This window comes from Nonomuraea monospora (assembly GCF_039531895.1).
Taxonomy (GTDB): Bacteria; Actinomycetota; Actinomycetes; order Streptosporangiales; family Streptosporangiaceae; genus Nonomuraea; species Nonomuraea monospora.
This window is the reverse complement of sequence record NZ_BAAAQX010000007.1, coordinates 204,372-228,736: the sequence shown is the minus strand read 5'-3', so window position 1 is coordinate 228,736 and position 24,365 is coordinate 204,372. Positions and strand designations below refer to the sequence as shown.

Below are 24,365 nucleotides of genomic sequence, written 5' to 3'. Positions count from 1 at the left end.
GAGGAGTAGTCACTTCCCGCCCTCCTGCACGGTGTTGAGGATCCGCACGCCCCTGAACAGCGCCGACGGGCATCCGTGGCTGACCGGCGCGACCTGCCCCGGCTGCCCCTTGCCGCAGTTGAAGGCGCCGCCCAGCACGTACGTGCCCGGCCCGCCGACCGCCTCCATCGACTGCCAGAAGTCGGTCGTGGTCGCCTGGTAGGCGAAGTCCCTGACCTGCCCGTCCAGCTTCCCGTGCGAGATCCTGTAGGCCCGCTGGCCGGTGAACTGGAAGTTGTAGCGCTGCATGTCGATCGACCAGCTCTTGTCGCCGACGATGAAGATGCCGCGCTCGACGCCCGCGATCAGCTCCTCCGTGGAGGGGCCGCCGGGCGCCGCCGCCAGCGACACGTTCGCCATGCGCTGGATCGGCATGTGGCCGGGCGAGTCGGCGAAGGCGCACCCGTTGGAGCGCCCGAGCCCCTTCATCAGCGCCATCCGCCGGTCGAGCTGGTAGCCGACCAGGATGCCGTCCTTGACGATGTCGAAGCTCTGCCCCTGCACGCCCTCGTCGTCGTACCCGACGGTGGCCAGGCCGTGGGTGACGGTGCGGTCGCCGGTCACGTTCATCACCGGCGAGCCGTAGACCAGCTCGCCGAGCTGGTCGAAGGTGGCGAAGCTGGTGCCCGCGTAGGCGGCCTCGTAGCCGAGCGCCCGGTCCAGCTCGGTGGCGTGGCCGATCGACTCGTGGATCGTCAGCCACAGGTTGGACGGGTCGATCACCAGGTCGTAGTCGCCCGCCTCGACCGACGGCGCGGCCAGCTTCTCCGCCAGCAGCTCGGGCAGCCTGGACAGCTCGCCCTGCCAGTCCCAGCCGGTGCCCGTCAGGTACTCGTAGCCGCGGCCGGCGGGCGGCGCGATCGTCGACATGTCGTCGAAGCCGCCGCCTGCCGCCTTCATCGCGTTCAGCTTCGGATGGACCCGCACGCGCTGCTGCGTGGTCACCGTGCCGGCCGTGTCGGCGTAGAACTTCTGCTCCTTGACCTGCAGCAGCCGCGCCGACACGTGGTCGGCGCCCTTCAGCAGGCCGGCGGACCACTCCGCCAGCAGGCTCACCTTGTCGGCCGCCGGCACCTCGAACGGGTCCACGTCGTACGCCGACACCCACACGGCGTCGGCGTGCACCGGCTCGGCGGCCAGCTCGATGGGCTCCCTGTTGATCGGAGCGCTCACCTCGGCCACCCTGATCGCCTGCTCGGCCACCACGGCGGCGGCCTCGGGCGTCAACTGGATGCCCGCGGCGAACCCCCAGGTGCCGTTCTTGACGACGCGGACGGCGTAGCCCAGGTCGTCGGCGTCCATGGCGCCTTCGAGCCGGGTGTCGTAGAGGCTCAGCGTCTCCGCCCTGACGCGTTCGAGCCGGAAGTCGGCGTGCTGCGCGCCGAGCTCGCGAGCGCGTTGCAGGGCGGCGTCCGCGAGCTGCCGCAGCGGCAGCTCCAGGAAATCGGGGTCGATCTGGCGCATGTCCACGATCCTAACCCCGTGATCTTGTACCTCCCGGACAAGCCGAAACTCGCCGGTACGAGATAGCGTCAGGTCTCATGGCACGCTCTGTACTCGTCACCGGGGGCAATCGCGGCATAGGCCTCGCGATCGCCCGTGAACTCGCCGCGGCCGGCGACGCCGTCGCGGTCACCTACCGATCGGGGGAGCCGCCCGAGGGCCTGTTCGGCGTGCGCTGCGACGTCACGAGCACCGCCGACGTCGAGGCCGCCTTCGACAAGGTGGAGGCCGAGCACGGCCCCGTCGAGGTCCTGGTCTCCAACGCGGGCATCACCAAGGACACCCTGCTGGCGATGATGAAGGAGGAGACCTTCACCGACGTCATCGACGCCAACCTCACCGGCGCCTACCGCGTCGCCAAGCGGGCCATCAGGCCCATGATGCGGCTCAAGCGCGGCCGGATCATCCTCATCTCCTCCGTCGTGGGCCTGTCCGGACAGGCGGGCCAGGCCAACTACGCCGCCTCCAAGGCCGGCCTGGTGGGCTTCGCCCGCTCCCTGGCCCGCGAGTACGGCTCGCGCAACATCACGGTCAACGTCGTCTCGCCCGGCTTCGTCGCCACCGACATGACCGCGGAGCTCGACCACGAGTCGATCGTGGCCAACATCCCCCTCGGGCGGCAGGCGGCCCCCGAGGAGATCGCGCGCGTCGTGCGGTTCCTGTCGGGCGACGACGCCTCGTACATCACCGGGGCCGTGATCCCGGTCGACGGCGGACTTGGAATGGGGCACTGACATGGGCATTCTCGAAGGCAAGCGGATCCTCGTGACGGGGGTGCTGACCGACGCCTCCATCGCGTTCTCGGTCGCCAAGCTGGCCCAGGAGGAGGGCGCCACGGTCGTGCTGACCGGCTTCGGCCGCCTCAGCCTCGTCGAGCGCATCGCCAAGCGGCTGCCCTCGCCGGCGCCGGTGCTGGAGCTCGACGTGCAGAACAACGAGCACCTCGACACCCTGGCCGCGCGCGTCGGCGAGCACGTCGAGGGCCTCGACGGCGTCGTCCACTCCATCGGCTTCGCCCCGCAGACGGCGCTGGGCGGCAACTTCCTCAACACCTCGTGGGAGGACGTCGCCACGGCGCTGCAGATCTCGACGTACTCCTACAAGTCGCTGGCCGTGGCCTGCCTGCCGCTCATGAAGGAGGGCGGCGCGGTGGTCGGCCTCGACTTCGACGCCAGCAAGGCGTGGCCCGTCTACGACTGGATGGGCGTCGCCAAGGCGGGCCTGGAGTCGTGCAACCGCTACCTGGCCCGCGACCTCGGCAAGCACAACATCCGCGTCAACCTGGTGGCGGCGGGTCCGCTGCGGACGATGGCGGCCAAGTCGATCCCGGGGTTCAAGGAGTTCGAGGACAGCTGGCCGGAGAGGGCGCCGCTGGGCTGGGACCTGGCCGACACGCTGCCGACCGCGCGGGCCTGCGTGGCGCTGATGTCCGACTGGTTCCCTGCCACCACGGGCGAGATCGTCCACGTGGATGGGGGAGCGCACGCCATCGGGGGCTGATCTCTTTTTCTTTTTTACGGCACAGCCCACGGCACCCCACCCGCCGCACGTGGCCGGCCCCTGTCCAGGAGCACGCTCCTCCGGTTCAGGGGCCCGGCGCCGTTACGCGCGAGACGCCGGCCGTCCGCGTGGATTCCGACGCCCGATGGGGCACCCCGCAGGCCTCTGACCCCGCCGCGCCCTCAAGCTCCGCCTGCCACCGAAGCGCGCATTCCGCTTGACCGCCTCCCCCCGGCGCGCGATGTTGGCCGGGGAAGCGTCCACGACGAGGAGGCGGCCACATGGCGGACAACCTCGAACACCTCAAGGGCAGGCTCTGGGACGCCGCCCTCGACGGCGACGACCACGGCGCCGCCGACGCCGCGATGACGGCGCTCGACGACGGCCTCCCCGTGGAGGACCTCCTGCTGAACGTGCTGGCCCCCCTCCAGATGCGGGTCGGGGACGCATGGGCCGCCAACGAGGTGACCGTCGCCCAGGAGCACATCGTGACCGCCGTCGGCGAGCGGGTGATGGCCGCCGCCTCCCGGCACCCGGCCGCGCGGGCGCGGCACGCGGGCGGCAGGGGCAGGGCCGCGGTGGCGTGCGTGGACGGCGAGTGGCACGCGTTCCCGGCCAGGCTGCTGGCCGAGGTGCTGCGCCTGAACGGCTGGCGGGTCGACTACCTGGGCCCGCACGTGCCGACCCCGTTCCTGCCGATGCACGTGCGCGAGTCGGAGGTGGACGTGGTGCTGCTGTCGGCGTCGCTGCCCACGCGGCTACCGGCCGCCCGCGAGGCGATCACGGCCTGCCGGGAGGCGGGCAGGCCGGTGCTGGCGGGCGGGGCGGCCTTCGGCGACGACGGCCGTTACGCGCGCATGCTGGGCGCCGACGGCTGGGCGCCGGACGGGCGCGGCACGGCACGGCGCCTGATCGAGGACCCGGCCCGCGGGCCTGGGGGAGGCGAGGGCCCTGACGACCAGGAGTACGGCCAGATCAAGGGAACGGCGCAGGAGCTGATCGACTCCGTCATGTGGCGGCTCGGCGAGCGGATCCCGGCGATGGCCGCCTACAGCGACAGGCAGCTCAAGCACACCCGCGAGGACATCGGGCATCTCCTCGACTTCCTCACGATGTCGGTATATGTGAGTGACCCCGCGCTGTTCTCCCGTTTCCTGCTGTGGATGGCGGGCATTCTCACCGCCCGCGGCGTGCCGGAGGAGACGCTGCACCCGGCGCTGGAGCTGATCGCCGGCGGGCTGAAGGGCTGCCCGCGAGCGCAGGCGACGGTGGAGCAGGGCCAGGAGGCGCTGCGCCGCGAGCACGGCAGGGACAAGCCGGGTCACCCGTTCTGAGCCGCGCTCACCCCGGAGGGTCCTCCAGCCCCCGCATGGCCTCGGCCACGCTGGGGAACAGCGGGAGCAGCCCCTCCAGGCCCGCCTCGCCTAAGATCTGGCGAATGTAGCCATGGCGGTCGACCAGCGCCATCAGCCCGCCACCCCGCCTGTGCATGTGGTGGGCCAGCAGCACCAGCATGTCCACGCCGAAGTCGTCGAGGAAGTGCAGCTCGCTGATGTCCACGATGAGCCGCGCGCCTTCGCCGCCCAGTTGCTGGATCTCCCGTTCGACCTGGTCCACGGTGGCATCGTCGAGGCTTCCGCTCAGGGCGATGATGGCCCAGGAGCGTCGGAAGTCCGGAACTTCCCTGCGTTCTGCCACGAGGACTGATCGTCTCACTGTCTTGGCATGGATGGGCTGACTTCTCCTGCCCTCAACGATGGCACCCATCCGGCGACCTCAGGGTCGATCAAGTAACAGAACGGCGCGAGGACACCCAGGCGGCTCTGGCGATGCGCGCCTGCTCGGCCGCGGCGCTGTGCCAGGCGGCGCGTTCCCGGAAGATCTCGGCGTTCACACCGGCGTCCCCGGCGGCGCGCTCGGCGCGCGCCCGGTACCGCCGGACCGCCTGCTCGTGGACCGCGACCAGAACCTGGTACGCCAGGGCATGGTCGAGCGCCGCCCGTATCGGCACGGGAACGGGCCGGTCGGCGTCGTGGTGAACGTACGGCAAGCCCGTCCGCAGGCGCTCCAGCCGCAGCCCCGCGCGGCGGGCCCGTTCGGCGGCGCGCGCCGCCCGCTCACCCGCGGCCTTCGCCAGGCGCAGGAACCCGTCGCTCAGGCCCGGCTCCATGTCAGGCCGGCGCGGGTCGTCCAAGGGGGGATGCTCCAGAGCGGACATCGTGACTCCTCAGGCGTGCGGGCCGCCTCGCCACGACAGTGATCCCGTCATTCACCATGGGAACCCGAGGACGGCTCACACACCAAGATGCAACGGCTTCGTGTCCGACGCAACACACGGTGTGACGAACGAGGTGCTCATGCCAGCCGGTGCCGGCCGTTGCCCGTGCGCGCCGGCTCGAACGGGATGGACTCGGCGGGCTCCGTGCGCTGCCGCCGTTGCTGCACGATGCGGGTGGCCAGCACCGCCGAGCCCAGCAGCGCGATCGTCAGCGCCGTCCCGAGCACGTCGGAGGCGGGCGGGCTGGGGCGCACGACCCGCTGGTCCTGCATGGGCACGGCGAGCTCGTGCACGAACGGGTTGGGCCACAGCAGGTCCACGCGCGGCTCCTCGGCGTGCGCGGTCTTCCGCCCGGGGACGGGCGTGCCGGTGCCGACCGACTGCGGGCTGCTCTGTGGCGGACCGGTGCTCGGCACGGCCGGGGCCGCCGAGGCGGTGCTCTCCCAGCCGCGCCCCGTGCGGACCTCAGTGGGCGTGGCCGAGGACTTGGGCCGGGGGGTGAGCCGGTCGGCGGTCTCCTGCTCGTCGCAGGCGAGCACCGGCAGGCACACGTTGCCGAGCGTCTCCGGAACCAGGCCCGTCCTGCTCGGCCTGGGGGTGGTGGGGGAGGAGGTGGACGGCTTGGCGGAGGCGGAGGGGGAGGCCTTGGTGGTGGGGACGGCCTCGCCGACCCGGCCGAGCACCTCGTCGGTGGTCTTGTCGACGCCGTCGGTCAGCGGGTCGGTGGCGCCGCCGGTGAGCGTGTCGACCGTGCCGGTGACCGCGTCGACCACGTCGCACAGCGTGTTGGTCACCCCCGAGAGCAGGCCTCCGTCGCGCGTGCAGTCCTGGGCGGTGGCCGAGGCGGCAGGCGCCGCCACCGGGACGGCCGCCAGCGCCACCGCGAGAACTCCAGCCGAGATCGCGGTCCTGCTCCCCATCCGTCCCCTCCTGCGTCGCTTCCGGGGGAAATCTTTATGGACATCGCGCGTCAGACGCAGGCGTTTGCCGGGTAAAGTTGCGATTCGGTATCGAGTAGTGATACGCGAGAAGGTCTCTCGTTCCGCGTCGCGCCCGCCGCGCGGCGGGTCAGTCGAGGGACGACACGTCATCGAGGGCCTCGCGGATCTCTATCGGCAGCACGACGTCCTCGGCGGGGAGAACACCCTTCAACTGCGCGTGCGTACGCGCCCCGACGATGGCCGAGGCCACGCAGGGCTGGTCGCGCACCCACGACAGCGCCACGGCCAGGGGTGAGACGCCGAGGCCGTCGGCGGCGGTCATGACGGACTCCACGACCCGCCGGCTGCGCTCGTCCAGGTAGGGCCGGACGAAGTCGGCGAAGTGCGGGGTGGCGGCGCGCGAGTCGCCGGGGATGCCGGTGCGGTACTTGCCGGTCAGCACCCCGCGCCCGAGCGGCGACCAGGCCAGCACGCCCACCCCCAGGTGCGCGGCGGCGGGCAGCAGCTCGCGCTCCGGCTCGCGGGCCAGCAGGGAGTACTCGGCCTGGGCGGAGGTGATCGGGATGCGGCCCGGGATCATCCGCTGGGTGACGGCGGCGGTGGCGAGCTGCCAGCCGGTGTAGTCGCAGACGCCCGCGTAGACGGCGCGCCCCGAGGAGACGATGGCGTCGAGCGCGGCCAGGGTCTCCTCCAGGGGCACCTCGGCGTCGTAGGTGTGCAGCTGCCACAGGTCGACGTAGTCGAGCCCGAGCCGGTTGAGCGAGTCGTCGACGGCGGCGATCAGGTGGCGCCTGGAGGCGTCGCGCGGGCGGCGGCCCGCAGGCGTCACGACGGCCTTGGTGGAGATCACCAGCTCCGCGCGCGGCACCGAGTCGCGCAGCATCCGCCCCAGCAGCCGCTCGGCGTCGCCGCCCGTGTAGACGTCGGCCGTGTCGACCAGGGTGCCGCCCGCGTCCATGAACGTGCGGAGCTGGGCGGCGGCCTCGTCCGCGTCGGTGTCACGACCCCAGGTCATCGTGCCGAGCCCCAAACGGGACACCGACAGGCCGCTGTGGCCGACATAGCGCTGCTCCATGATCCCGCCAGGTTACCGTCCAGGCCGATGAAACGTGGGAATCGACGCCTGCGACACTTGCTGGATGACCACGCTGCTTCTGGCCCGGCACGGGCTGACGGACCTCACCGGGCCGGTGCTGGCCGGCCGCACCCCGGGAGTGCATCTGAGCGAGGCGGGCAGGGCGCAGGCCGCCGCGCTCGCCGGGCGCGTCGCTGGCGTCAGGCTCGACGCCATTGTCTCCAGCCCGCTGGAGCGCTGCCGGGAAACGGCGCAAGCGGTCTCGGAAGGGCGCGGGCTGGACGTCCGGATCGACGACCGGTTCATCGAGTGCGGCTACGGCGAGTGGACGGGCCGGCCGCTGGCCGAGCTCGCCAAGGAGCCGTTGTGGCAGGTCGTGCAGGCGCATCCGAGCGCGGCGACTTTCCCGGAAGGTGAGTCGGTGGCCGAGATGCAACATAGGGCCGTTTCGGCGGTCCGGGAGTGGAATCGCATCCTGGGGAGTAAGGCTGTCTACCTGGTTTGCAGCCACGGCGACGTGATCAAGGCGATCGTCGCGGACGCCCTGGGCCTCCACCTCGATCACTTTCAGCGGATTACAGCCGATCCGGCGGCCCTCACCGTCATTCGCTATGCCCCCTTGCGCCCCTTTGTTCTCAGGGTCAACGATATGGGGGAATTGCGGCTTGCCGAGGATTCGGAGGAGAAAGACGGGGGAGAAAACATCACCGGGAGCGATGCCGCCGTCGGCGGCGGACCCGGAACCACGTAAGGTCAGGCTATGCCGGTCTTCGACTACGACCCACCAGAGAGGTTCGTCGCCGGTGCGTTGGGGCAGCCGGGCGCACGGGTCTTTTTTCTGCAGGCCAGGGCCGAGGGCAGACTGACCACGGTGGCGCTGGAGAAGTTGCAGGTCGCCGCACTCGCGGGCAGGCTCGACGAGCTGCTCGACGAGGTGCTGCGGCTCAGCGGGGGCACCGCCCAGGTGCCCGCACTGGCCCCGGCCGACCTGACCGACGACGCTCCTCTCGACACGCCGGTCGCGGAGGACTTCCGCGTCGGCACCATGGCGCTGACCTGGGACGCCGAGAAAGCTCAGGTGGTGATAGAGGCGCAGGAGGTCGTCGAGGAGGACGACCTGGAGATCCCCGATCCCGCGGTGCTGCGCGTGCGCATCAGCGCGGGCGCCGCACGTGCCTTCACCCACCGGGCCCTGCAGATCGTCGCGGCGGGCAGACCGCCGTGCCCCCTGTGCGGGCAGCCTCTCGACGCCGCCGGTCACGTCTGCGTTCGTCTCAACGGCTACCGCGGGGGTGAGGCGGCTTCATGACCGCTCCCGAGAGCGAACCGGCCATCAAGCCACCCTCCCCACCGCCGTCCCTGCATGACGAGGAGGCGCTCGCGCTGCTGCGCGACGGCACGCTCGAGGTAGCGGGCCGCCTCGTCGAGGCGACCAACATGACGCTCTACTGCTCGGTCAAGCTGGGCGAGCGGTCGGCCGCCTGCGTCTACAAGCCCGTACGCGGCGAGCGCCCCCTGTGGGACTTCCCCGACGGCACCCTCGCGGCCCGCGAGGTGGCCGCCTTCGAGGTCTCGCAGGCCACCGGCTGGCGCATCGTCCCGCCCACCGTCTACCGCGAGGGCCCCTTCGGCCCCGGCATGTGCCAGCTCTGGATCGACACCGAGCGCGAGATCGACCTCATGCGGCTGGTCAAGAGCCGCAACCCGGTCGTGCGGCGGATGGCGGTGTTCGACGCGGTGGTCAACAACGCCGACCGCAAGGGCGGCCACCTGCTGCCGCTGCCCACCGGCCACGTGTACGGCGTCGACCACGGCGTCTGCTTCTCCGTGGAGGACAAACTCCGCACGGTCCTGTGGCAGTGGCGCGGCAAGCCGCTGGCCCGCGAGGCGGTCGCGGTGCTGGCCAAGCTGGAGCGCGACATCGAGTCGGGCTCGCTCGGGCGCAGGCTGCGCGAGCTGCTCACCCTGGCGGAGGTGGAGGCCACCTGGCAGCGGGTCAGGCGGCTGCTCGACACCGGCGTGCATCCGTACCCGTCAGAGGGCTGGCCGGCCATACCCTGGCCCCCCATATGAAAGACCTGGCGCCCGTTTAATACCCTTTGCCCATGTGCACGCTGATCGTGAGAACCGGGCGGCGGCTGAGCCTCATGGGCGTCAGGGACGAGCTCGCCGACCGGCCCTGGGAAGGGCCGGGAGAGCACTGGCCGGAGTACCCGGGCGTGATCGGAGGACGCGACCTCAAGGCCGGCGGCACCTGGCTGGCGGTCAACGCGGCGGGCCGCCGGGCCGCGGCGCTGCTCAACGGCCGCGGCAAGGCCGCCGACGAGCGCACCAAGGTCTCGCGGGGCGACCTGGCGCTGCGGGCCGCGTACACGGGGGAGCTGCCCGACGGCGGCGATCTGCGTGACTACGACCCCTTCCACCTCGTGCTGGCCGACCTGACGCGGGTGCGGCTGCTGAGCTGGGACGGCGAGCGCGCGGCCGTCTCCGAGCTGCCCCAGGGCACCAGCATGGTCGTCAACACCGGCTTGGACCCCGACAGCGAGCGGGTCGTCGCGTACCTGCCGCGCTTCAGGGACTCCGAACGGTGGGGCGAGCTGATCAAGGCAGAGCCGTCCGCCGACCCTGGGGCGCTCATCGTCAGGCACGAGCTGCCCGACGGCCGGATCTTCGCCTCCCTGTCGGTGATGGAGGTCGCGATCGCGCGGGAGGGCGTGACCTACGACTTCACCGACCTGACCGCTGATCGGGACGGATAGGCTCAAAGACATGAGATCGTGGTCTGCCCAGAACGTTCCCAGACTCCCAGGTGAGAGCATTCCGCTCAGTCTCTACGACACCTCGGCCAAGCAGGTGCGGCAGACCGACCCCGGTCCCACCGCCAGGATGTACGTCTGCGGCATCACCCCCTACGACGCCACCCACCTCGGCCACGCCAACACCTACCACGCCTTCGACCTCGTCGGCCGGCTGTGGCGCGACGCGGGCCACGAGGTGCACTACACGCAGAACGCCACCGACGTGGACGACCCGCTGCTGGAGCGGGCCGAGCAGACCGGCATCGACTGGCAGGACCTGGCCGAGCGGGAGATCGAGCTGTTCCGCGGCGACATGGAGGCGCTGCGGATCATGCCGCCCCGCGAGTACGTGGGCGTCACCGAGGTCGTCGGCCGGGTCGCCGACCTGATCGCCAGGCTGGCCGCCAAGGGCGTCACCTACGACCTCGACGGCGACGTCTACTTCAGCGTGGCCGACGCCCCCAAGTTCGGCCAGGTGTCCGGCTACGGCGAGCAGGAGATGCTGGCCCTGTTCGCCGAGCGCGGCGGCGACCCCGAGCGGCCGGGCAAGCGGCACCCGCTCGACTGGCTGCTGTGGCGGGCCGAGCGGCCCGGCGAGCCCGCCTGGGACTCGCCGCTGGGCCGCGGCCGTCCCGGCTGGCACATCGAGTGCACCGCGATCGCCCTGGACAACCTGGGCGCGGGCTACGACGTGGCCGGCGGCGGCTCCGACCTGATCTTCCCGCACCACGAGTGCGGCGCCTCCGAGGGGCACGCGGCGACCGGCGAGTGGCCGTTCGCCAAGTTCTACACGCACGCCGGCATGGTGGCGCTCGACGGCGAGAAGATGTCGAAGTCCAAGGGCAACCTGGTCTTCGTCTCCAGGCTGCGCCGCGAGCACGACCCGATGGCGATCAGGCTCGTGCTGCTGGCCCACCACTACCGGGCCGACTGGGAGTACGTGCCCGAGCTGATGGAGCGGGCCGAGCAGCGGCTGGCGTGCTGGCGCTCCGCGGTCGGGCTGGCCGCCGGGCCGCCGGCGGGCGAGGTGCTGGCCGAGGTGCGCGCGCGGCTGGCCGACGACCTCGACTCGCCCGGCGCGCTGGCCGCCGTGGACGCCTGGGCCGAGCAGGCCCTCGCGGGCGGCGGCCGCGACGAGTCGGCCCCCGGCCTCGTCCGCGACCTCGCCGACGCCCTCCTCGGGGTCGCCCTGCGCTGACCCGGCGTCCTCCTCCGGGTCGCCCTGCGCCGACCCGGCGCCGGAGCCCCGCGCCTGCCCCGGCCTATCCGCAGCTCGACCACGGTCTTCACCCCGCCACCCCAGCGGCCGCCTGATCCGGGCGGCCGCTTTTCGTTTGCCTCCACAACGGAAGGGGTTACACTGATAATCAGTAGAGCTGATTATCAGGGAGCACCCACATGATTCTGATCACCGGCGGCCTGGGCTTCATCGGCACGCACACCACCCGCGCCCTGCTGGACCTCGGAGAGTCCTGCGTGCTCGTCCAGCGCCGCCCCGCCGAGGTCCCGGAGACCTTCGCGGCCGAAGCGGGCGAGCGGCTCTTCGTCGAGCGGGCCGACGTCTCGGACGAGCGCGCCCTGCTGGAGATCGGCGACCGCCACAAGATCACCGGCATCATGCACCTGGCCGGCTCCATGCCCTGGCCGCCCGGCGCGCACGAGCCCATCGAGCACACCGAGCTGGCGCTGCGCAGCCTGCTCAACCTGTTCCGCGCCGCCCGCGACTGGCAGGTGCGCCGGCTCGGCCTGGCCAGCACCATCGGCGTGTACGCCGGGATCACCGCCGACGGCCCACTCGGGGAGGACCTGCCGCTGACGATGAGCGCCCCGCACGTGATCCCCCGCTTCAAGAAGATCGGCGAGCTGCTGGCCGGCCACCTGGAGGAGGTCGCCGGCGTCGAGGCGGTCAACTACCGCATCGGCGGCATCTGGGGGCCGCTCGGCCACAACCCCGACCCGTTCTTCCCCGCCCCGCAGCTCGTGCACGCCGCCGCCCGCGGCACCGAGCCCGACCTGTCCGCGCTGGTGGGCGAGGTGCGCGCGGGCAACGGCATCGACGTCTGCTACGTCAAGGACTGCGGGCGGGCGCTGGCGCTGCTGCAGACGGCCGGGCGGCTGCGGCACCGCACGTACAACGTGGCCTCGGGGCGGATCACCACCAACGGCGAGCTGGCCGCGGCGATCAGGGAGCACGTGCCGGACGCCCGTGTGGACCTGCCGGAGGGCCGCACCCCCGGCGCGGTGGACAACCCCCTCGACATCACGCGGCTGCGCGAGGACACCGGGTTCGAGCCCGCCTACGACACCCGGCGGGCGGTCGCCGAGTACGTGGACTGGCTGCGCGCGGGCCACGAGCGCTAGACGAGCGCTAGACGTGCGGAGCCCCCGCCGGACGCGCCCGGCGGGGGCTCCAGGGGCTGTCAGACCTGCAGTCCTTCGAGCTGCTCGATCGCGGCCAGCTCCAGCGAGAACCACTCGATGGTGCGGCGCAGCCCCTCGGCGGCGGGCACCTGCGCCCGCCAGCCCAGTCGTTCGGCGGCCAGCGTGGTGTCGGGCCGCCGGACCTTCGGGTCGTCGGCCGGGCGGTCGATGAACCGGATCTCCGACGACGTCCCGGTCAGTTCCTTGATGAGCGTGGCCAGCTCCAGCATGGTCAGCTCGTCGGGGTTGCCGATGTTCACGGGCCCGGCGAAGTCGCTGCGGGCCATGGCCAGGATGCCCGACACGGTGTCCTCCACGTAGCAGATGGACCGCGTCTGCGAGCCGTCACCGGTGATCGTGATCGGCTCCCCGGTCAGCGCCTGGCGGATGAACGTCGGGATCGCCCGGCCGTCGAACGGCCGCATCCGGGGGCCGTAGGTGTTGAAGATCCGCACGATCCCGGTGTCGGTGGCGCGCGAGTGCCGGTAGGCGGTGGTCAGCGACTCGGCGAAACGCTTGGCCTCGTCGTAGACGCTGCGCGGCCCGACCGGGTTGACGTTGCCCCAGTAGGTCTCCTTCTGCGGGTGCTCCAGCGGATCCCCGTACACCTCGCTGGTGGAGGCCAGCACGAACCTGGCCCCCTTCTCCCTGGCCAGCCCCAGCGCGTGCAGCGTGCCGACGCTGCCCACCCGCAGCGTCTCGATCGGGTAGCGCAGGTAGTCGGCCGGAGAGGCGGCCGAGGCGAAGTGCAGCACGAGATCCAGCCGGTCGGGCACGTGGATGTAGCCGGTCAGATCGCATTCGATGAGCCGGAACTCGGGCCGTTCCAGCAGGTGCTCCACGTTGCGCGGCCCGCCGGTGAGGAAGCTGTCCATGCAGACGACCTCGGCACCCTCGTCCAGCAGTCTCTCGCAGAGGTAGGAGCCGAGGAACCCGGCGCCTCCGGTGACCAGAGCCCTCATGAGATGACCTCCATGGCGGCGTCGACGACTTCGGAAACCTCGATCTTCAGCAGCCCGGGATCGGGCCGCTCGCCGTGCGGGTCGCCGTTCTGCCCGGCCCACAGCGCCACGTGGCGCCAGCCGGGCGGCGGGCCCCACAACTGGGGCGAGACCGGCCCGAACAGCACCACCGACGGCACGCAGAACGCCGTCGCCAGATGAGCCACACCGGTGTCGCCGCAGACCACCAGCTTCGCCCTGCTGACCAGATCGATCAGGTCGGCCAGGCAGGTGCGCCCGGCCAGCATCCGCTCAGGAGGCAGCCCCGCCAGCTCGGCGACCCGGCCGGCGATCGGCACCTCCTCGGCGTTACCCGTGACGATCACGTCGTCCAGCGCCGCCGCCACCTCCGCGAACCGCTCGGGCGGCCAGCGCCGCGCCGGATAGGCGGCCCCCGGATGCACGATCGCCGGCCCCGTACGGTCGGAGATGCCGAGCGTCAGATCGCCGGGATCGGCGGGGATGCCGTGCCACTCCAGCAGGTCGCACCAGCGCCGTACCTCGTGCACGCGCTCGTCCCACGCCGGGCCGGTGCCGAAGCTGATCAGCCGCCCCGGCTCGGTGCGGCGCAGCGCGTCGATGCTCTGCGGCCCCCGCCCGTGCAGGTTGACCGCCACGTCCGGCCGCTCGAAGGGCACCTCGTCCATCGGGACGGGCCCCGGCCCCGCCACGTGCACCTGGCCGTCCACCGCGCCGATCAGCGGCATCAGGGCCTCCAGGTAGCGCGGCGCGGCCAGCGTGATCCGGTGGGCGGGAAAGGCCTGGCGCAGCGAGCGCAGGGCGGGCACGGACGTGAGCAGGTCGCCCAGGCCGAGCCCGCGCAGCGCGAGGAGTTCTAGGGCCATGACGTCTCCGTGGACGGGCAGACGACGAGCTCTCTCACCTCGCATCCGGCCGGCTGCCGCAGCGCGAAGACCACGGCCTGAGCCACGTCGGCCGGGTCGTTCAACCCGGCCTCGGGTCCCGGTTTGTACTGTTCGGGTCGGCCGTCGAAGAAGCTCGTCCGCATGCCGCCGGGGATCAGCAGCGTCACGCCGATCTCCCCGCGCGTCTCGATCGCCAGCCCCCTGGTGAAGCCGACGACGCCGAACTTCGACGCCGAGTACGCCGACGCGTCGCTGAGCGGCCGCAGCCCCAGCGTCGAGGCGCAGGTGACGACCTTGCCGCGGGTGTGCTTCAGGTACGGCAGCGCCGCCCGCACGATCGAGGCCGTGCCCAGCAGGTTCACCTTGATGACCCGCTCCCAGTCGTCGGCGGGCACGTCCTCCAGCCGCCCGCACGCGTCGATGCCGGCGGCGGTCACGACGGCGTCCAGGCCGCCCGCCCGCTCGGCCAGCTCGCGCACCGCGCGCTCGGACTCCGCCCGGTCGGCCAGGTCGGCCGTCACGTGCTCGAAGCGCTGGTCGGGCTCGCGCACGTCGACGACGAGCGCCTTCCAGCCCTCCTTCTCCACGGCCTCGGCGGTGGCCAGGCCGAGCCCGGACGCGCCCCCGGTGATCAATACGTTCATTGGATCTCCCTGATCAGATTGGTTGTCGAACGCCCCGGCAGGGTGCTCAGCACGACGATCTCCGCGCCGAACCTGCCGAGGACCTCGGACTCGGGCAGCACTTCCCCCTCGTAGTCGCCGCCCTTCACCCACACGTCCGGGCGGAGCTGCTCGATGGCCGCGGCGGGGGTGTCCTCGTCGAACACCAGCACCGCGTCCACGCAGCCCAGCGCCCGCAGCACCTCGACCCGGTCGCGCACGTCCACGATGGGCCTGGACCGGCCCTTCAGCCGGCGCACCGAGTCGTCGGAGTTGACGCAGACGACCAGCGCGTCGCCCAGCGCCCTGGCCCGCCGCAGCAGGCTCACGTGGCCCGCGTGCAGCAGGTCGAAGCAGCCGCCCGTGGCGATCAGCCGGCCGCCGTACGCCCGGGTGAGCCTGGCGACCTCCAGCGCCGTGCGCGGGCGGTCGCCGAGCCGCTGCTCCTGGACCTTCACACCGGCGGCCCCGCCGCGCTCGACGAAGCGGGACGCCTCGCCCACGCCGATCGTGACCGCCTCCTCGGCGCCCGCGCCGTCGCGCAGCGCCAGCGCAGCGGCGCCGGCGAGCCTGTCGCCCGCGCCGCACGCGTCCTGCCCGCCGGCGTGCACGGGCGGAGGCACCGTGGTCGGCGGGCCGCCCGCGACGGCGAGCACGGCCCCGCGCTCACCCGTCGTGACGGCCACCGCCTTGGCCCGCAGCGACCGCACCAGCCGGCGGGCCGCCTCGTCGGGGCCGTGGTAGCCGGACGTGCAGAGCATCCTCGCCTCCGCCTCGCTGGGCGTCAGCAGCGCGCAGCCGGGCATCGGCTGCTCGCCACGGGGATGCGGATCCCACACCACCGGCACGTCGAGGCCGTGCAGCAGCTCGCGCGCCATCCTGGCCACGCCCCTGCCGTAGTCGGAGACCAGCACCGCGCCGGCCCTCCGGACCGCCTCCAGCGCCTCCGCGGTGGGGGAGTACCTGGCCGTTCCGTCGCCGGTGTCCAGCCGGACCAGCGTCTGGCCGCGCGCCCTGATCCTGGTCTTGCGCACGGTGCCGCCGCGCAGCGGAAGCCGTACCAGGTCGAGCTCCTCCGACAGCAGCCCGCACAGGCGGTGGCCGTCGGGGTCGTCGCCGACCGCCGTGATCAGCACGACGCCCGCGCCGTCGCGGGCGGCCAGCAGCGCCGCCAGGCCCGCCCCGCCCGGACGGGCCCGCTCGGTGGCGACGTCCACCACCGGCACGGGCGCGTCCGGGCAGAGCCGGTCCGCCTCGCCCTCGACGTCCACGTCGAGCAGGGTGTCCCCGAGGACGACCAGCGGCCTGTCCGTCACAGCGCCTCCTCTACGGCGTCGCACAGCAGGTGGATCAGCGCCAGGTGCACCTCTTGCACCGTCGCCGTCTCACCCGGGATGGTCACGGCCTCGTCGCACAGGCCCGCCAGCGGGTTCGGCGCGGGGCCCGTCATGGCCCAGGCCGTGAGCCCGGCGTCCTGCGCCGCCCTGGCCGCCGCCAGCACGTTCGCGCTGCCGCCGCTGGTGGACAGGCACAGCAGCACGTCCCCCGTACGGCCGTGCGCGCGCACCTGGCGGGCGTAGATCTCGTCGGGCCCGAAGTCGTTGGCGATCGCCGTCAGCGACGAGCCGTCCGCGTGCAGCGGGATCGCCGCGTACGGCTGCCTGTCGTCCCTGAACCGGCCGACCAGCTCGGCCGTCAGATGCTGGGCCTCGGCCGCCGACCCGCCGTTGCCGCAGGCCAGCAGCCTGCCCCCGGCGGCCAGCACCCCGGCCAGCTTCCCGCCCCAGGCCCGGACGGTGACCGCGTGGTCATCGACCTTCTCCAGGGTGTTCCAGAGCTTCTCCAGATGAGCATCCATGATCAACCCCCCAGGGCCGCCAGCCGGCAGACCTTTCCGTCGATGACCTGCGTGTACACGGCCTCGGTCAGCTCCGCCACGCGCGGCCAGCCGTACCGCTCCCTGGCCCGGCGGGCGCCGGCCGCGCCCAGCGAGGCCCGCCGCCGCGGATCCTCCAGGACGTCCTTGAGCGCTCTGGCCAGGGCGCGCGGGCGGCGCGGCGGCACGAGCACGCCGCAGCCGGCCACCGAGTCGAGGTGGCCGCCGACCGCCGAGGCGACGACCGGCACGCCGCACGCCATGGCCTCCACGGGCACCATGCCGAACGGCTCGTACCAGGGCACCGTCACCACGACGTCGGCCGAGCGCATCAGCGCGGGCACGTGCCGCCGCGGCACGGAGCCGATGACGTGCACGCGGTCGCCGAGCGCGTACCCCTCGGCCAGCTCACGCAGCCTGAGCGCCTCCTCGTCGTCCTCGCTGCCGCCGGCGATCACCAGATTGGCGTCCGGGAGCTGGCGCAGCGCCGCGATCACGGTGTCCACGCCCTTGCGCGGCACCATCCGGCCGATGCTCAGCACGACCGGGCCGGCCGGGCGCGGCGCCACCGGCCCGTCCGGGCAGAACGCCGACAGGTCCACCCCGCACGGCACCACCGTCACGCGGTGCTCGGGGATCCCCATCGCGCACAGCTCGTTCACCTCGTCGCTGCACGTGGCCAGCACCATGTCGGCGCGCAGGCCGATCTCCCGCTCGGTCTCGACGCGGTGCTCGGGGCTGGTGTCGGCCGCGCCCTGCCAGCGCCGCTTGACCGTGCCGAGCGCGTGGTAGGTGTGCACCACCGGCACTCCCACGGAGGCCGCGGCGCGCAGCGCCGCCTGGCCGCTCATCCAGAAGTGCGCGTGCGCCACGTCCGGCGGGCTCGCGGCCCACCGCGCGGCCAGCCGCTCGGTGAACTCCGGCATGAACGGCGGCAGCTCGTCCTTCGGCACGGGGGCCGCGGGACCGGCCGTCACGTACTCGACCGTGACGCCGGGCGCCAGGCGCACCGAGTCCGGTTGCGACTCGCGGGAACGACGGGTGTGGACGACGACTGAGTGCCCCCGCTCGGCCAGGGCCATGGCCAGCGCGGCGACATGGACGTTCTGGCCGCCGGAGTCGACGCTGCCGACCGCCGCCAGCGGGTCCGCGTGCTCCGAGATGAGATCGACCTTCACTGCGTCAGCTCCCTCACTGCCTTGACCACCTGCTCACTAGTCACCTGGGACAGGCACGGGTGCCCCGGTACCGGGCAGACGCGCGCCCTGCTGTCACGGCAGGGCGCTTCCTGGTCGCCCAGAAGCACCGCGGGCACGCCGTACGGGGCCCACCGCACCGCCGGGACAACAGGGGCGAACAGGCTCACGACCGGCGTTCCGACAGCCGCTGCCAGGTGCGCGGGGCCTGTGTTGCCCGCCACGAGCACGCCGGCACGCTCGATCACGGCCGCCAGTTCCGCGAATGTGGTCACGCCGCCGAGGTCGAGCGCGACGTCGCTGGCCACATAGGCGGTGAGGTCACGTTCTGTGCCGGTCACGACGACCTGGTGCCCGTCGTCGGCCAGCTCCCGCACTGTCTGCCGGTGCCTGTCGGCAGGCCACGTCCGGGCGGGGGCCGATGTCCCTGGGTGCACCACGACATACGCGCCTTTGTCGGCAACGCCGCCGACGCCTACACAGTGCCCCGTAAATTTCCCTATATCCGGCAACGGGTGCTGAACAGCGAGTTTCCCGTCATCGCCCTCCGGGAGCGTGAATCCGGCCGCCTCCGCGACGGCCAGCATCCGCTCCGCCTCGGGGACGTCGACGCTCTCGTCCACCCGGTGGCGGACGTCGAGCAGGGAGCCCGGGTAGTCGTTGCTGATCGCGGTGATGCGCCTGACGCCCGCCAGCCTCAGCAGCAGCGCCAGCGGCAGGGCCGACTGGTGGAAGGAGGTGAGCAGCACCGCCTCGTCGATGTCGGCCGCCTGCTCGACCAGCTCCGCCACGCCGTCCGCGGTGACGGGGGGCGGGGTGTGGTCGATCCACGGCGCCCGCCAGGTGATCACCCGGTCTACGCCGGGCAGCAGCTCGGCCGCCGCCCTGCCGTTCGGGCCGGCCAGGAAGACCACCTCGCGGGCCTTCGCGCTGATCGCGCGCACGGCCGGGCCCGCCAGCAGCACGTCTCCCGCGTCGTCGAGGCGTGCCACGAGCACGCGCCCCGTGTCGCCGGTGTTCCGGTCCTTCTTGGAACGCTCCCGTGAGGTGCCGCTCATCGCCGCGCCCTCCATTCCCCCCGAAGCCGGTGCGCGCACGCGACCGGCGGGATCAGCACACTGGTGACGGCCATCCGCAGGACCTCCTGCGGGGTGCGCGGGCCCGGCGCGATGCGCCGCCAGGCGAAGTCGGCGGTCAGCGCCGCCCACGCCACCCCGGCGGCCCACGCCGCCACGGACGTGAAGGTCCTGGCGCCGGTCCTGGCGCCGGTCCTGGCGCTGGTCCCGGCGCTGGTCCCGGCGCTGGTCCCGGCGTTGGTCCCGGCGTTGGTCCCGGCGCTGGGACGGGCGCTGGGATGGGTGCTGGGACGGGTGCGGCTCGCGATGGCGGCGGCCGTGCCGAGGAGCGCCGCCCCCAGCCCGGCGGCGGTGGTCAGCGCGTGCAGCCGCAGCCGCCCGCGCCCCCCGCCGATGTCGGCACGCCAGGCGGGGCCGTGCAGCCGCCGCATGAGCGCGTCGTCCGCGTTGCCCCGCTGGAAGCGCACGCTCGCCCAGAACCCGTCGTTCCTGACCGGGTGCCGCGTCACCCGCTCGCCCCTGACGAGCCGGTGCCCGGCCCGCGTCATCCGCAGCGCCAGGTCGGCGTCCTCCCGGTAGGCGCGGGGGAAACGTTCGTCGAAGCCGCCCACGGCCTCCAGCGCCGAGCGCCGGTAGGCCATGTCGGCCGTCACCCACAGCGCGCCGGTGAGGCCCGCCGTGTGCCGCTCGCCGTCGGTGGGGCGGCGGCCGGCCGGCAGCGGCACCTCGATGCGTCCCTGGCTGCCGCCGACGTCGTGGGGCAGGTCCACCAGGTCCTTCCAGACGGCGTCGGCCCAGCCAGGGGCGGGGATCACGTCGTCGTCGAGGAAGACCACCCACGGCGTGTCGGCGGCCCGCCATCCGGCGTTGCGCGCCGCCGCGGGCCCGCGACCGCCCGACCGGACGACGCGTACGTGCGGCGGCAGATCGGCCAGATCGGCCAGACCGGCCAGGTCGGCCAGGTCGGCCAGATCGGTCGGTTCGGTCGGTTCGGTCGGTTCGGAAGACTCGGCCGGCGCGGACGGCTGGCCCGGCTCGGAAGATTCGGATCCGCTCAATTCGGGCGGTTGGGAGGAAATGGGGGGCGGCGATTTCACGGCAGGCGGCTCCTTGGTGTGGGTGCCGCCCCCCTGGTATATGCTACGTACCGTACCAGGTTCAAACCTGTCGTCCACCACGATCACCGGAATTCCCGGTCCCACAGCCGCCAGGGCGTCCCGCAGCGTGGCCCGTCCGATGGTCGGGATCACCACGGTGATCACGACGCGAACACCTCCCCCCGCCGCACCACGTACGGCCCCAGCACCAGCACGTCCACCGGCGAGGACCCGAAGCACTCCAGCGCGTCGCGCGGATCGTCCACCATCGGCCGGCCGGCGGTGTTGAGGCTCGTGTTGACCACCACCGGCAGCCCCGTGCGCGCCTCGAACTCGCTCAGCACCCGCGCCATCAGCGGCTGCTCCCGCGGCGAGATCGTCTGGATCCTGGCCGTCCCGTCCACGTGCACGACCGCGGGGATCCGCGCCGCCCAGTCCGGGTGCACGTCGTGGACGAACAGCATGTACGGCGACGGCACCGGCCCCCGCCCGAAGATCTCGCGGGCCCTGGACTCCAGCACCATCGGCGCGATCGGCCGGAACTGCTCGCGCCCCTTGACGTCGTTGAGCCGCTCGGTGTTGCGGGCGTGCCCGGGATGCGCCAGCAGCGACCGCTGGCCCAGCGCGCGCGGCCCGTACTCGGCCCGTCCCTGGAACCAGGCGACGATCCGGTCGGCCGCCAGCTCGGCGGCCACGGCGGCGGCCAGGTCGGCGGGCCGGGTGTGCGGCACGCGCGCCACGTCCAGCCACGCGCCGAGCTCGTCGTCGGTGAAGCCGCGCCCGAGCGCCGCGTCCGGCATGGGCCCGGCCGGCTCGCCGTACGCGTTCGCCAGGTGCAGCGCCCCGCCGAGCGCGGTGCCGGAGTCGCCCGCCGCCGGCTGGATCCAGATCTCCTCGAACGGCCCCTCGTCCAGCAGCTTGGTGTTGGCCACGCAGTTCAGCGCGACCCCGCCGGCCAGGGCCAGCCGCCGCTCGCCGGTCCGCTCGTGCAGCCAGCGCACCAGCTCCAGCAGCACCTCCTCCAGCCGCGCCTGGACGCTGGCGGCCAGGTCGGCGTGGTCGGAGGTCCACGGGGCGCCCTTCTTCAGCGCCTTGGCGTAGCCGTTCCAGTCGACCGGCTCGACGCGGAAGCCGCCGTCGGCCGTCGTGTAGATCACCTCGCGCAGCGCCTCCAGGTGGCGGGGGCGGCCGTAGGAGGCCATCGCCATCACCTTGTACTCGTCGCTGGAGCGCAGGAAGCCCAGGTGCTCGGTGACGTCCTCGTACATGAGGCCCAGCGAGTGCGGCAGCTCCTGCGTCGCCAGGATCTCCAGCTCGCCGCCCCGGTAGCGGCCCGCCAGGTGGGAGACGTTCTCGCCGCGGCCGTCGGCGACCAGCACCGCGCAGTCGCGCCACGGCGCGGCCAGGCCGGCGGAGGCGGCGTGCGCCACGTGGTGCGGGACGTAGCTGACCTGGCCGGGGTCCAGGCCGGGCAGGGCGGTGGCGAGGAAGGCCGGGGCGCGCACCGCGTACCGGGTGCGCAGGTCCTCCCAGTCGCCCTCCGGCTTCTGCACGACCAGCGACGGGTCGTAGGAGTAGGCCACCGCGTCGATGTCCTCGGGGGACAGCCCCGCCTCGCGCAGGCACCACGCGGCGGCCAGCTCGGGCAGCTCCCACGCGGAGAAGGCCAGCGGCCTCTTGCCGTGCTTGCGGCGGCTGAAGCGCTCTTCCTCCGCCGCTGCCACGATCTTCCCGTCGACCACCAGCGCGGCGGCGGGGTCGTGGAAGATCGCGTTGATGCCGAGAAATTTCATGCTTCCTCCCCCTAAGGATGTCGACAACCGCTACCGAGAGAAGCGGTTCCCAAACATTCCGCCCTCCCGCGAGATGCGAAAACAGGCGGAACCTCCTGGCCTCGGTCACTTTAAGTAGTTGTTTGCCGGAGCAGGCCCCGGGTAGCTGCCCGGCACGCGACGGAGGTGAAAGGTGTTCGAAAAGCGACGTCCCGGCGCCGTGCTCTTCGACCGGGACGGGACCTTGATCAGGGATGTGCCGTACAACGGCGATCCCGACCGCGTGGAGCCCATGCCGGGCGCGATCGAAGCGCTGGGCAGGCTCAGACGCGCAGACGTCCCGGTGGCCGTGGTCACCAACCAGTCGGGCGTCGCCAAGGGCCTGCTCTCCGCTGACGAGATGGACCAGGTGAACGCCAAGGTGGAGGAGCTGCTCGGGCCGTTCGACGCGTGGGCGATCTGCGTGCACGACGACGCCGACGGCTGCACCTGCCGCAAGCCCGCGCCCGGCCTCGTCATCAGAGCCGCCGCCGTGCTCGACGTCAGCCCCCGCGACTGCGTGGTCGTCGGGGACATCGGCCGCGACATGGAGGCCGCCAGGGCCGCCGGAGCCAGGGGCATCCTCGTGCCGACCCAGGAGACGCTGCGGGAGGAGATCCGGCAGGCGTCCGAGGTCGCCGACGACCTGATCGACGTCGTGGACCGCGTACTGAGCGACACCGAGGGCCCCGTGCCGGCCGCCGCGGCGCCCTGGGCCCGCGCCATGGGCTGGAGCCGCTGGTGAGGATCCTCATCTGGCATGTGCACGGCTCGTGGACCAGCGCGTTCATCCAGGGGTCCCACGAGTACCTGCTGCCGCTCGTTCCCGGCCGTGGTCCCGATGGCCGGGGGCGGGCGGCCACCTACGACTGGCCGGACCGCGCCCGCGAGGTGCCGTGGGACCGGCTGCGCGACGAGCCCGTGGACGTCGTCGTCTACCAGCGCCCGCACGAGCTCGACCTGGCCCGCGAATGGCTCGGCCGCCCCGTGCCCGGCGTGTACGTCGAGCACAACGCGCCCGCCGGAGACGTGCCGCGCACCCGCCACCCCCTCGCCGGCCAGAGCGACGTCACGATCGTGCACGTCACCCACTTCAACGAGCTGTTCTGGGACAACGGCCGCGCCCGCACCCGCGTCATCGAGCACGGCATCCCCGACCCCGGCCACCTCTACACGGGCGAGCTGCCCCGGGCGGGCGTCGTCGTCAACGAACCCGTCCGCCGCACCAGGGTCGCCGGGACCGACCTCCTGCCCCGCTTCGCCGAACGGGTGCCGCTCGACGTGTTCGGGATGAAGGTCGCCGAGCTGCCGTACGGCACGTACGAGGACCTGCCCCAGCACGTCATGCACGCCGAGCTGGCCCGCAGGCGCGTCTACCTGCACCCCTACCGGTGGACCTCGCTGGGCCTGGCCCTCATCGAGGCCATGACGCTCGGCATGCCCGTGGTCGCGCTCGCCGCCACCGAGGCCGTCGAGGCGGTGCCGCCGGAGGCGGGCGTGCTGTCCACCAAGGTGCACGTGCTGGCCGACGCCCTGCACGCCTTCGCCCAGGACCCCGAGAGCGCCGCCCAGGCCGGCAAGGCCGCCAGGGCCGCCGCGCTGTCGCGTCACGGGCTCCGCAGATTCCTCGACGACTGGGATGCCCTGCTCAGCGAGGTATGACGGCCGGGGCGATGGGTAGGCGCGAAGAGCATGAACATGATGCTCGACTGGACCCGCAGGGCCGCCTGCCTCGACCTGGACCCGGAACTGTTCTTCCCGATCTCCATGGAAGGTCCGAGCCAGTCTCAGGTCGAGCGGGCCAAACACGTGTGCGGCGGCTGTCCCGTGCGGGAGACCTGCCTGGCGTACGCGCTGGACACGCGGCAGGCGTACGGCGTCTGGGGCGGCACCGATCCTGAGCAGCGGCGCGAGCTGAGCCTGCGAACCGAGGCCACCACCCGCCACTGACCCCGCCCTGCCCGCCCATCCGCCTGCACTGACGCTTGCGCTGCCCGCCTGCGCTGCCCGCCTGCGCTGCGCTGCGCTGCCCGCCCGCCTGCGCCGCCCCCAGCCTGCGCCGCCCGCCCGCTCGTCCGCCTGCGCTGCGCCGTCCGTCTGCGCTGCGCCGTCCGTCTGCGCTGCGCCGTCCGTCTGCGCTGCGCCGTCCGTCTGCGCTGCGCCGTCCGTCTGCGCTGCGCCGTCCGTCTGCGCTGCGCCGTCCGTCTGCGCTGCGCCGTCCGTCT

At 72.8% G+C, this 24,365-nt stretch carries 26 protein-coding genes; 12 read left to right on the top strand and 14 right to left on the bottom strand.

From position 1 onward, the window contains the following. Window positions 1–9: 9 nt before the first annotated feature. Window positions 10–1,503, bottom strand: coding sequence for a TldD/PmbA family protein (locus ABD331_RS16350; RefSeq protein ID WP_344475401.1), 1,494 nt, complete (start codon window positions 1,501–1,503; stop codon window positions 10–12). 77 nt (window positions 1,504–1,580) lie between these two features. On the opposite strand from ABD331_RS16350, the gene ABD331_RS16345 reads away from it, so the two are divergent. The 3 genes from ABD331_RS16345 (at window position 1,581) to ABD331_RS16335 (ending at window position 4,376) form a co-directional block, all read left to right on the top strand. Further along, window positions 1,581–2,276 carry a beta-ketoacyl-ACP reductase gene (locus ABD331_RS16345; RefSeq protein ID WP_148432866.1) on the top strand — a complete coding sequence of 232 codons (696 nt, stop codon included), beginning with the start codon at window positions 1,581–1,583 and terminating at the stop codon, window positions 2,274–2,276. A gap of 1 nt (window position 2,277) precedes the next feature. After that, window positions 2,278–3,042 (top strand): enoyl-ACP reductase FabI, encoded by a 765-nt coding sequence (gene fabI, locus ABD331_RS16340; protein ID WP_344475398.1) that lies wholly within the window; start codon window positions 2,278–2,280, stop codon window positions 3,040–3,042. Window positions 3,043–3,323: 281 nt separating this feature from the next. Beyond that, window positions 3,324–4,376 carry a cobalamin B12-binding domain-containing protein gene (locus ABD331_RS16335; protein WP_344475396.1) on the top strand — a complete coding sequence of 351 codons (1,053 nt, stop codon included), beginning with the start codon at window positions 3,324–3,326 and terminating at the stop codon, window positions 4,374–4,376. Between the two features lie 7 nt (window positions 4,377–4,383). Here the strand turns inward: ABD331_RS16335 and ABD331_RS16330 are convergent, their stop codons facing one another. From ABD331_RS16330 to ABD331_RS16315, 4 genes are all read right to left on the bottom strand, one after another. Then, on the bottom strand, window positions 4,384–4,740 hold the full coding sequence (locus tag ABD331_RS16330; RefSeq protein ID WP_344475394.1) for an STAS domain-containing protein: 357 nt from the start codon (window positions 4,738–4,740) through the stop codon (window positions 4,384–4,386). 88 nt (window positions 4,741–4,828) lie between these two features. Beyond that, a complete protein-coding gene (locus tag ABD331_RS16325; protein WP_344475392.1) occupies window positions 4,829–5,260 on the bottom strand; it encodes a hypothetical protein in 432 nt (143 codons plus the stop codon). Window positions 5,261–5,397: 137 nt separating this feature from the next. Then, on the bottom strand, window positions 5,398–6,240 hold the full coding sequence (locus tag ABD331_RS16320; RefSeq protein ID WP_344475390.1) for a hypothetical protein: 843 nt from the start codon (window positions 6,238–6,240) through the stop codon (window positions 5,398–5,400). 148 nt (window positions 6,241–6,388) lie between these two features. Beyond that, window positions 6,389–7,336 (bottom strand): aldo/keto reductase, encoded by a 948-nt coding sequence (locus ABD331_RS16315; protein ID WP_344475388.1) that lies wholly within the window; start codon window positions 7,334–7,336, stop codon window positions 6,389–6,391. A gap of 64 nt (window positions 7,337–7,400) precedes the next feature. Between ABD331_RS16315 and ABD331_RS16310 the strand changes: the two genes are divergently transcribed. The 6 genes from ABD331_RS16310 (at window position 7,401) to ABD331_RS16285 (ending at window position 12,495) form a co-directional block, all read left to right on the top strand. Further along, on the top strand, window positions 7,401–8,087 hold the full coding sequence (locus ABD331_RS16310; protein WP_344475386.1) for an MSMEG_4193 family putative phosphomutase: 687 nt from the start codon (window positions 7,401–7,403) through the stop codon (window positions 8,085–8,087). Window positions 8,088–8,096: 9 nt separating this feature from the next. Next, a complete protein-coding gene (locus ABD331_RS16305; RefSeq protein WP_344475384.1) occupies window positions 8,097–8,645 on the top strand; it encodes a DUF3090 domain-containing protein in 549 nt (182 codons plus the stop codon). After that, window positions 8,642–9,409: an SCO1664 family protein gene (locus ABD331_RS16300; protein WP_148432857.1), complete on the top strand. Its 768-nt coding sequence runs from the start codon at window positions 8,642–8,644 to the stop codon at window positions 9,407–9,409. The genes ABD331_RS16305 and ABD331_RS16300 overlap by 4 nt, the downstream gene beginning before the upstream one ends. Before the next feature lie 32 nt (window positions 9,410–9,441). Further along, window positions 9,442–10,095, top strand: coding sequence for an NRDE family protein (locus tag ABD331_RS16295; RefSeq protein ID WP_344475382.1), 654 nt, complete (start codon window positions 9,442–9,444; stop codon window positions 10,093–10,095). A gap of 10 nt (window positions 10,096–10,105) precedes the next feature. Continuing rightward, a complete protein-coding gene (mshC, locus tag ABD331_RS16290; RefSeq protein WP_344475380.1) occupies window positions 10,106–11,332 on the top strand; it encodes a cysteine--1-D-myo-inosityl 2-amino-2-deoxy-alpha-D-glucopyranoside ligase in 1,227 nt (408 codons plus the stop codon). 200 nt (window positions 11,333–11,532) lie between these two features. Further along, the gene (locus tag ABD331_RS16285) at window positions 11,533–12,495 is read left to right on the top strand and encodes an NAD-dependent epimerase/dehydratase family protein (RefSeq protein WP_344475378.1); all 963 of its coding nucleotides are present in this window, start codon (window positions 11,533–11,535) and stop codon (window positions 12,493–12,495) included. A gap of 59 nt (window positions 12,496–12,554) precedes the next feature. Here the strand turns inward: ABD331_RS16285 and ABD331_RS16280 are convergent, their stop codons facing one another. The 9 genes from ABD331_RS16280 to ABD331_RS16240 all read right to left on the bottom strand — a co-directional run bounded on the left by ABD331_RS16280 (window position 12,555) and on the right by ABD331_RS16240 (window position 22,122). Continuing rightward, window positions 12,555–13,517: a UDP-glucuronic acid decarboxylase family protein gene (locus ABD331_RS16280; protein ID WP_344475376.1), complete on the bottom strand. Its 963-nt coding sequence runs from the start codon at window positions 13,515–13,517 to the stop codon at window positions 12,555–12,557. After that, window positions 13,514–14,401, bottom strand: a complete 888-nt coding sequence (locus tag ABD331_RS16275; RefSeq protein ID WP_344475374.1) for a glycosyltransferase family 9 protein — start codon at window positions 14,399–14,401, stop codon at window positions 13,514–13,516. The genes ABD331_RS16280 and ABD331_RS16275 overlap by 4 nt, the downstream gene beginning before the upstream one ends. Beyond that, on the bottom strand, window positions 14,392–15,066 hold the full coding sequence (locus ABD331_RS16270; RefSeq protein ID WP_344475372.1) for an SDR family oxidoreductase: 675 nt from the start codon (window positions 15,064–15,066) through the stop codon (window positions 14,392–14,394). Before ABD331_RS16270 ends, ABD331_RS16275 begins: the two co-directional genes overlap by 10 nt. Then, complete coding sequence (locus ABD331_RS16265) at window positions 15,063–16,400, bottom strand: PfkB family carbohydrate kinase (protein WP_344475370.1); 1,338 nt, start codon at window positions 16,398–16,400, stop codon at window positions 15,063–15,065. Before ABD331_RS16265 ends, ABD331_RS16270 begins: the two co-directional genes overlap by 4 nt. Continuing rightward, complete coding sequence (locus ABD331_RS16260; RefSeq protein WP_344475369.1) at window positions 16,397–16,942, bottom strand: D-sedoheptulose-7-phosphate isomerase; 546 nt, start codon at window positions 16,940–16,942, stop codon at window positions 16,397–16,399. Before ABD331_RS16260 ends, ABD331_RS16265 begins: the two co-directional genes overlap by 4 nt. 2 nt (window positions 16,943–16,944) lie before the next feature. Beyond that, the gene (locus tag ABD331_RS16255) at window positions 16,945–18,138 is read right to left on the bottom strand and encodes a glycosyltransferase (protein ID WP_344475367.1); all 1,194 of its coding nucleotides are present in this window, start codon (window positions 18,136–18,138) and stop codon (window positions 16,945–16,947) included. After that, entirely contained in the window at window positions 18,135–19,214 is a 1,080-nt protein-coding gene (locus ABD331_RS16250; RefSeq protein WP_344475365.1) for a glycosyltransferase family 9 protein, read from the bottom strand. The genes ABD331_RS16255 and ABD331_RS16250 overlap by 4 nt, the downstream gene beginning before the upstream one ends. Continuing rightward, window positions 19,211–20,290: a glycosyltransferase family 2 protein gene (locus ABD331_RS16245; RefSeq protein WP_425566001.1), complete on the bottom strand. Its 1,080-nt coding sequence runs from the start codon at window positions 20,288–20,290 to the stop codon at window positions 19,211–19,213. Before ABD331_RS16245 ends, ABD331_RS16250 begins: the two co-directional genes overlap by 4 nt. Before the next feature lie 200 nt (window positions 20,291–20,490). Then, window positions 20,491–22,122, bottom strand: a complete 1,632-nt coding sequence (locus ABD331_RS16240; RefSeq protein WP_344475363.1) for a carbamoyltransferase family protein — start codon at window positions 22,120–22,122, stop codon at window positions 20,491–20,493. A gap of 172 nt (window positions 22,123–22,294) precedes the next feature. Between ABD331_RS16240 and ABD331_RS16235 the strand changes: the two genes are divergently transcribed. Genes ABD331_RS16235 through ABD331_RS16225 form a run of 3 tightly spaced genes read left to right on the top strand, consistent with a single transcriptional unit; the run spans window position 22,295 to window position 24,090 of the window. Continuing rightward, window positions 22,295–22,885 (top strand): D-glycero-alpha-D-manno-heptose-1,7-bisphosphate 7-phosphatase, encoded by a 591-nt coding sequence (locus ABD331_RS16235; protein ID WP_344475361.1) that lies wholly within the window; start codon window positions 22,295–22,297, stop codon window positions 22,883–22,885. Beyond that, entirely contained in the window at window positions 22,882–23,802 is a 921-nt protein-coding gene (locus ABD331_RS16230; RefSeq protein ID WP_344475359.1) for a glycosyltransferase, read from the top strand. Before ABD331_RS16235 ends, ABD331_RS16230 begins: the two co-directional genes overlap by 4 nt. A gap of 36 nt (window positions 23,803–23,838) precedes the next feature. Then, window positions 23,839–24,090: a WhiB family transcriptional regulator gene (locus ABD331_RS16225; protein ID WP_344475357.1), complete on the top strand. Its 252-nt coding sequence runs from the start codon at window positions 23,839–23,841 to the stop codon at window positions 24,088–24,090. The last annotated feature ends 275 nt before the right edge of the window (window positions 24,091–24,365 follow it).

Coding starts and splice junctions, on each gene's coding strand:
- ABD331_RS16350 (WP_344475401.1), bottom strand. CDS start 1,503: ATGCGCCAGATCGACCCCGATTTCCTGGAGCTGCCGCTGCGGCAGCTC.
- ABD331_RS16345 (WP_148432866.1), top strand. CDS start 1,581: ATGGCACGCTCTGTACTCGTCACCGGGGGCAATCGCGGCATAGGCCTC.
- fabI (WP_344475398.1), top strand. CDS start 2,278: ATGGGCATTCTCGAAGGCAAGCGGATCCTCGTGACGGGGGTGCTGACC.
- ABD331_RS16335 (WP_344475396.1), top strand. CDS start 3,324: ATGGCGGACAACCTCGAACACCTCAAGGGCAGGCTCTGGGACGCCGCC.
- ABD331_RS16325 (WP_344475392.1), bottom strand. CDS start 5,260: ATGTCCGCTCTGGAGCATCCCCCCTTGGACGACCCGCGCCGGCCTGAC.
- ABD331_RS16320 (WP_344475390.1), bottom strand. CDS start 6,240: ATGGGGAGCAGGACCGCGATCTCGGCTGGAGTTCTCGCGGTGGCGCTG.
- ABD331_RS16315 (WP_344475388.1), bottom strand. CDS start 7,336: ATGGAGCAGCGCTATGTCGGCCACAGCGGCCTGTCGGTGTCCCGTTTG.
- ABD331_RS16310 (WP_344475386.1), top strand. CDS start 7,401: ATGACCACGCTGCTTCTGGCCCGGCACGGGCTGACGGACCTCACCGGG.
- ABD331_RS16305 (WP_344475384.1), top strand. CDS start 8,097: ATGCCGGTCTTCGACTACGACCCACCAGAGAGGTTCGTCGCCGGTGCG.
- ABD331_RS16300 (WP_148432857.1), top strand. CDS start 8,642: ATGACCGCTCCCGAGAGCGAACCGGCCATCAAGCCACCCTCCCCACCG.
- ABD331_RS16295 (WP_344475382.1), top strand. CDS start 9,442: ATGTGCACGCTGATCGTGAGAACCGGGCGGCGGCTGAGCCTCATGGGC.
- mshC (WP_344475380.1), top strand. CDS start 10,106: ATGAGATCGTGGTCTGCCCAGAACGTTCCCAGACTCCCAGGTGAGAGC.
- ABD331_RS16285 (WP_344475378.1), top strand. CDS start 11,533: ATGATTCTGATCACCGGCGGCCTGGGCTTCATCGGCACGCACACCACC.
- ABD331_RS16280 (WP_344475376.1), bottom strand. CDS start 13,517: ATGAGGGCTCTGGTCACCGGAGGCGCCGGGTTCCTCGGCTCCTACCTC.
- ABD331_RS16275 (WP_344475374.1), bottom strand. CDS start 14,401: ATGGCCCTAGAACTCCTCGCGCTGCGCGGGCTCGGCCTGGGCGACCTG.
- ABD331_RS16270 (WP_344475372.1), bottom strand. CDS start 15,066: ATGAACGTATTGATCACCGGGGGCGCGTCCGGGCTCGGCCTGGCCACC.
- ABD331_RS16260 (WP_344475369.1), bottom strand. CDS start 16,942: ATGGATGCTCATCTGGAGAAGCTCTGGAACACCCTGGAGAAGGTCGAT.
- ABD331_RS16250 (WP_344475365.1), bottom strand. CDS start 19,214: ATGAGCGGCACCTCACGGGAGCGTTCCAAGAAGGACCGGAACACCGGC.
- ABD331_RS16240 (WP_344475363.1), bottom strand. CDS start 22,122: ATGAAATTTCTCGGCATCAACGCGATCTTCCACGACCCCGCCGCCGCG.
- ABD331_RS16225 (WP_344475357.1), top strand. CDS start 23,839: ATGATGCTCGACTGGACCCGCAGGGCCGCCTGCCTCGACCTGGACCCG.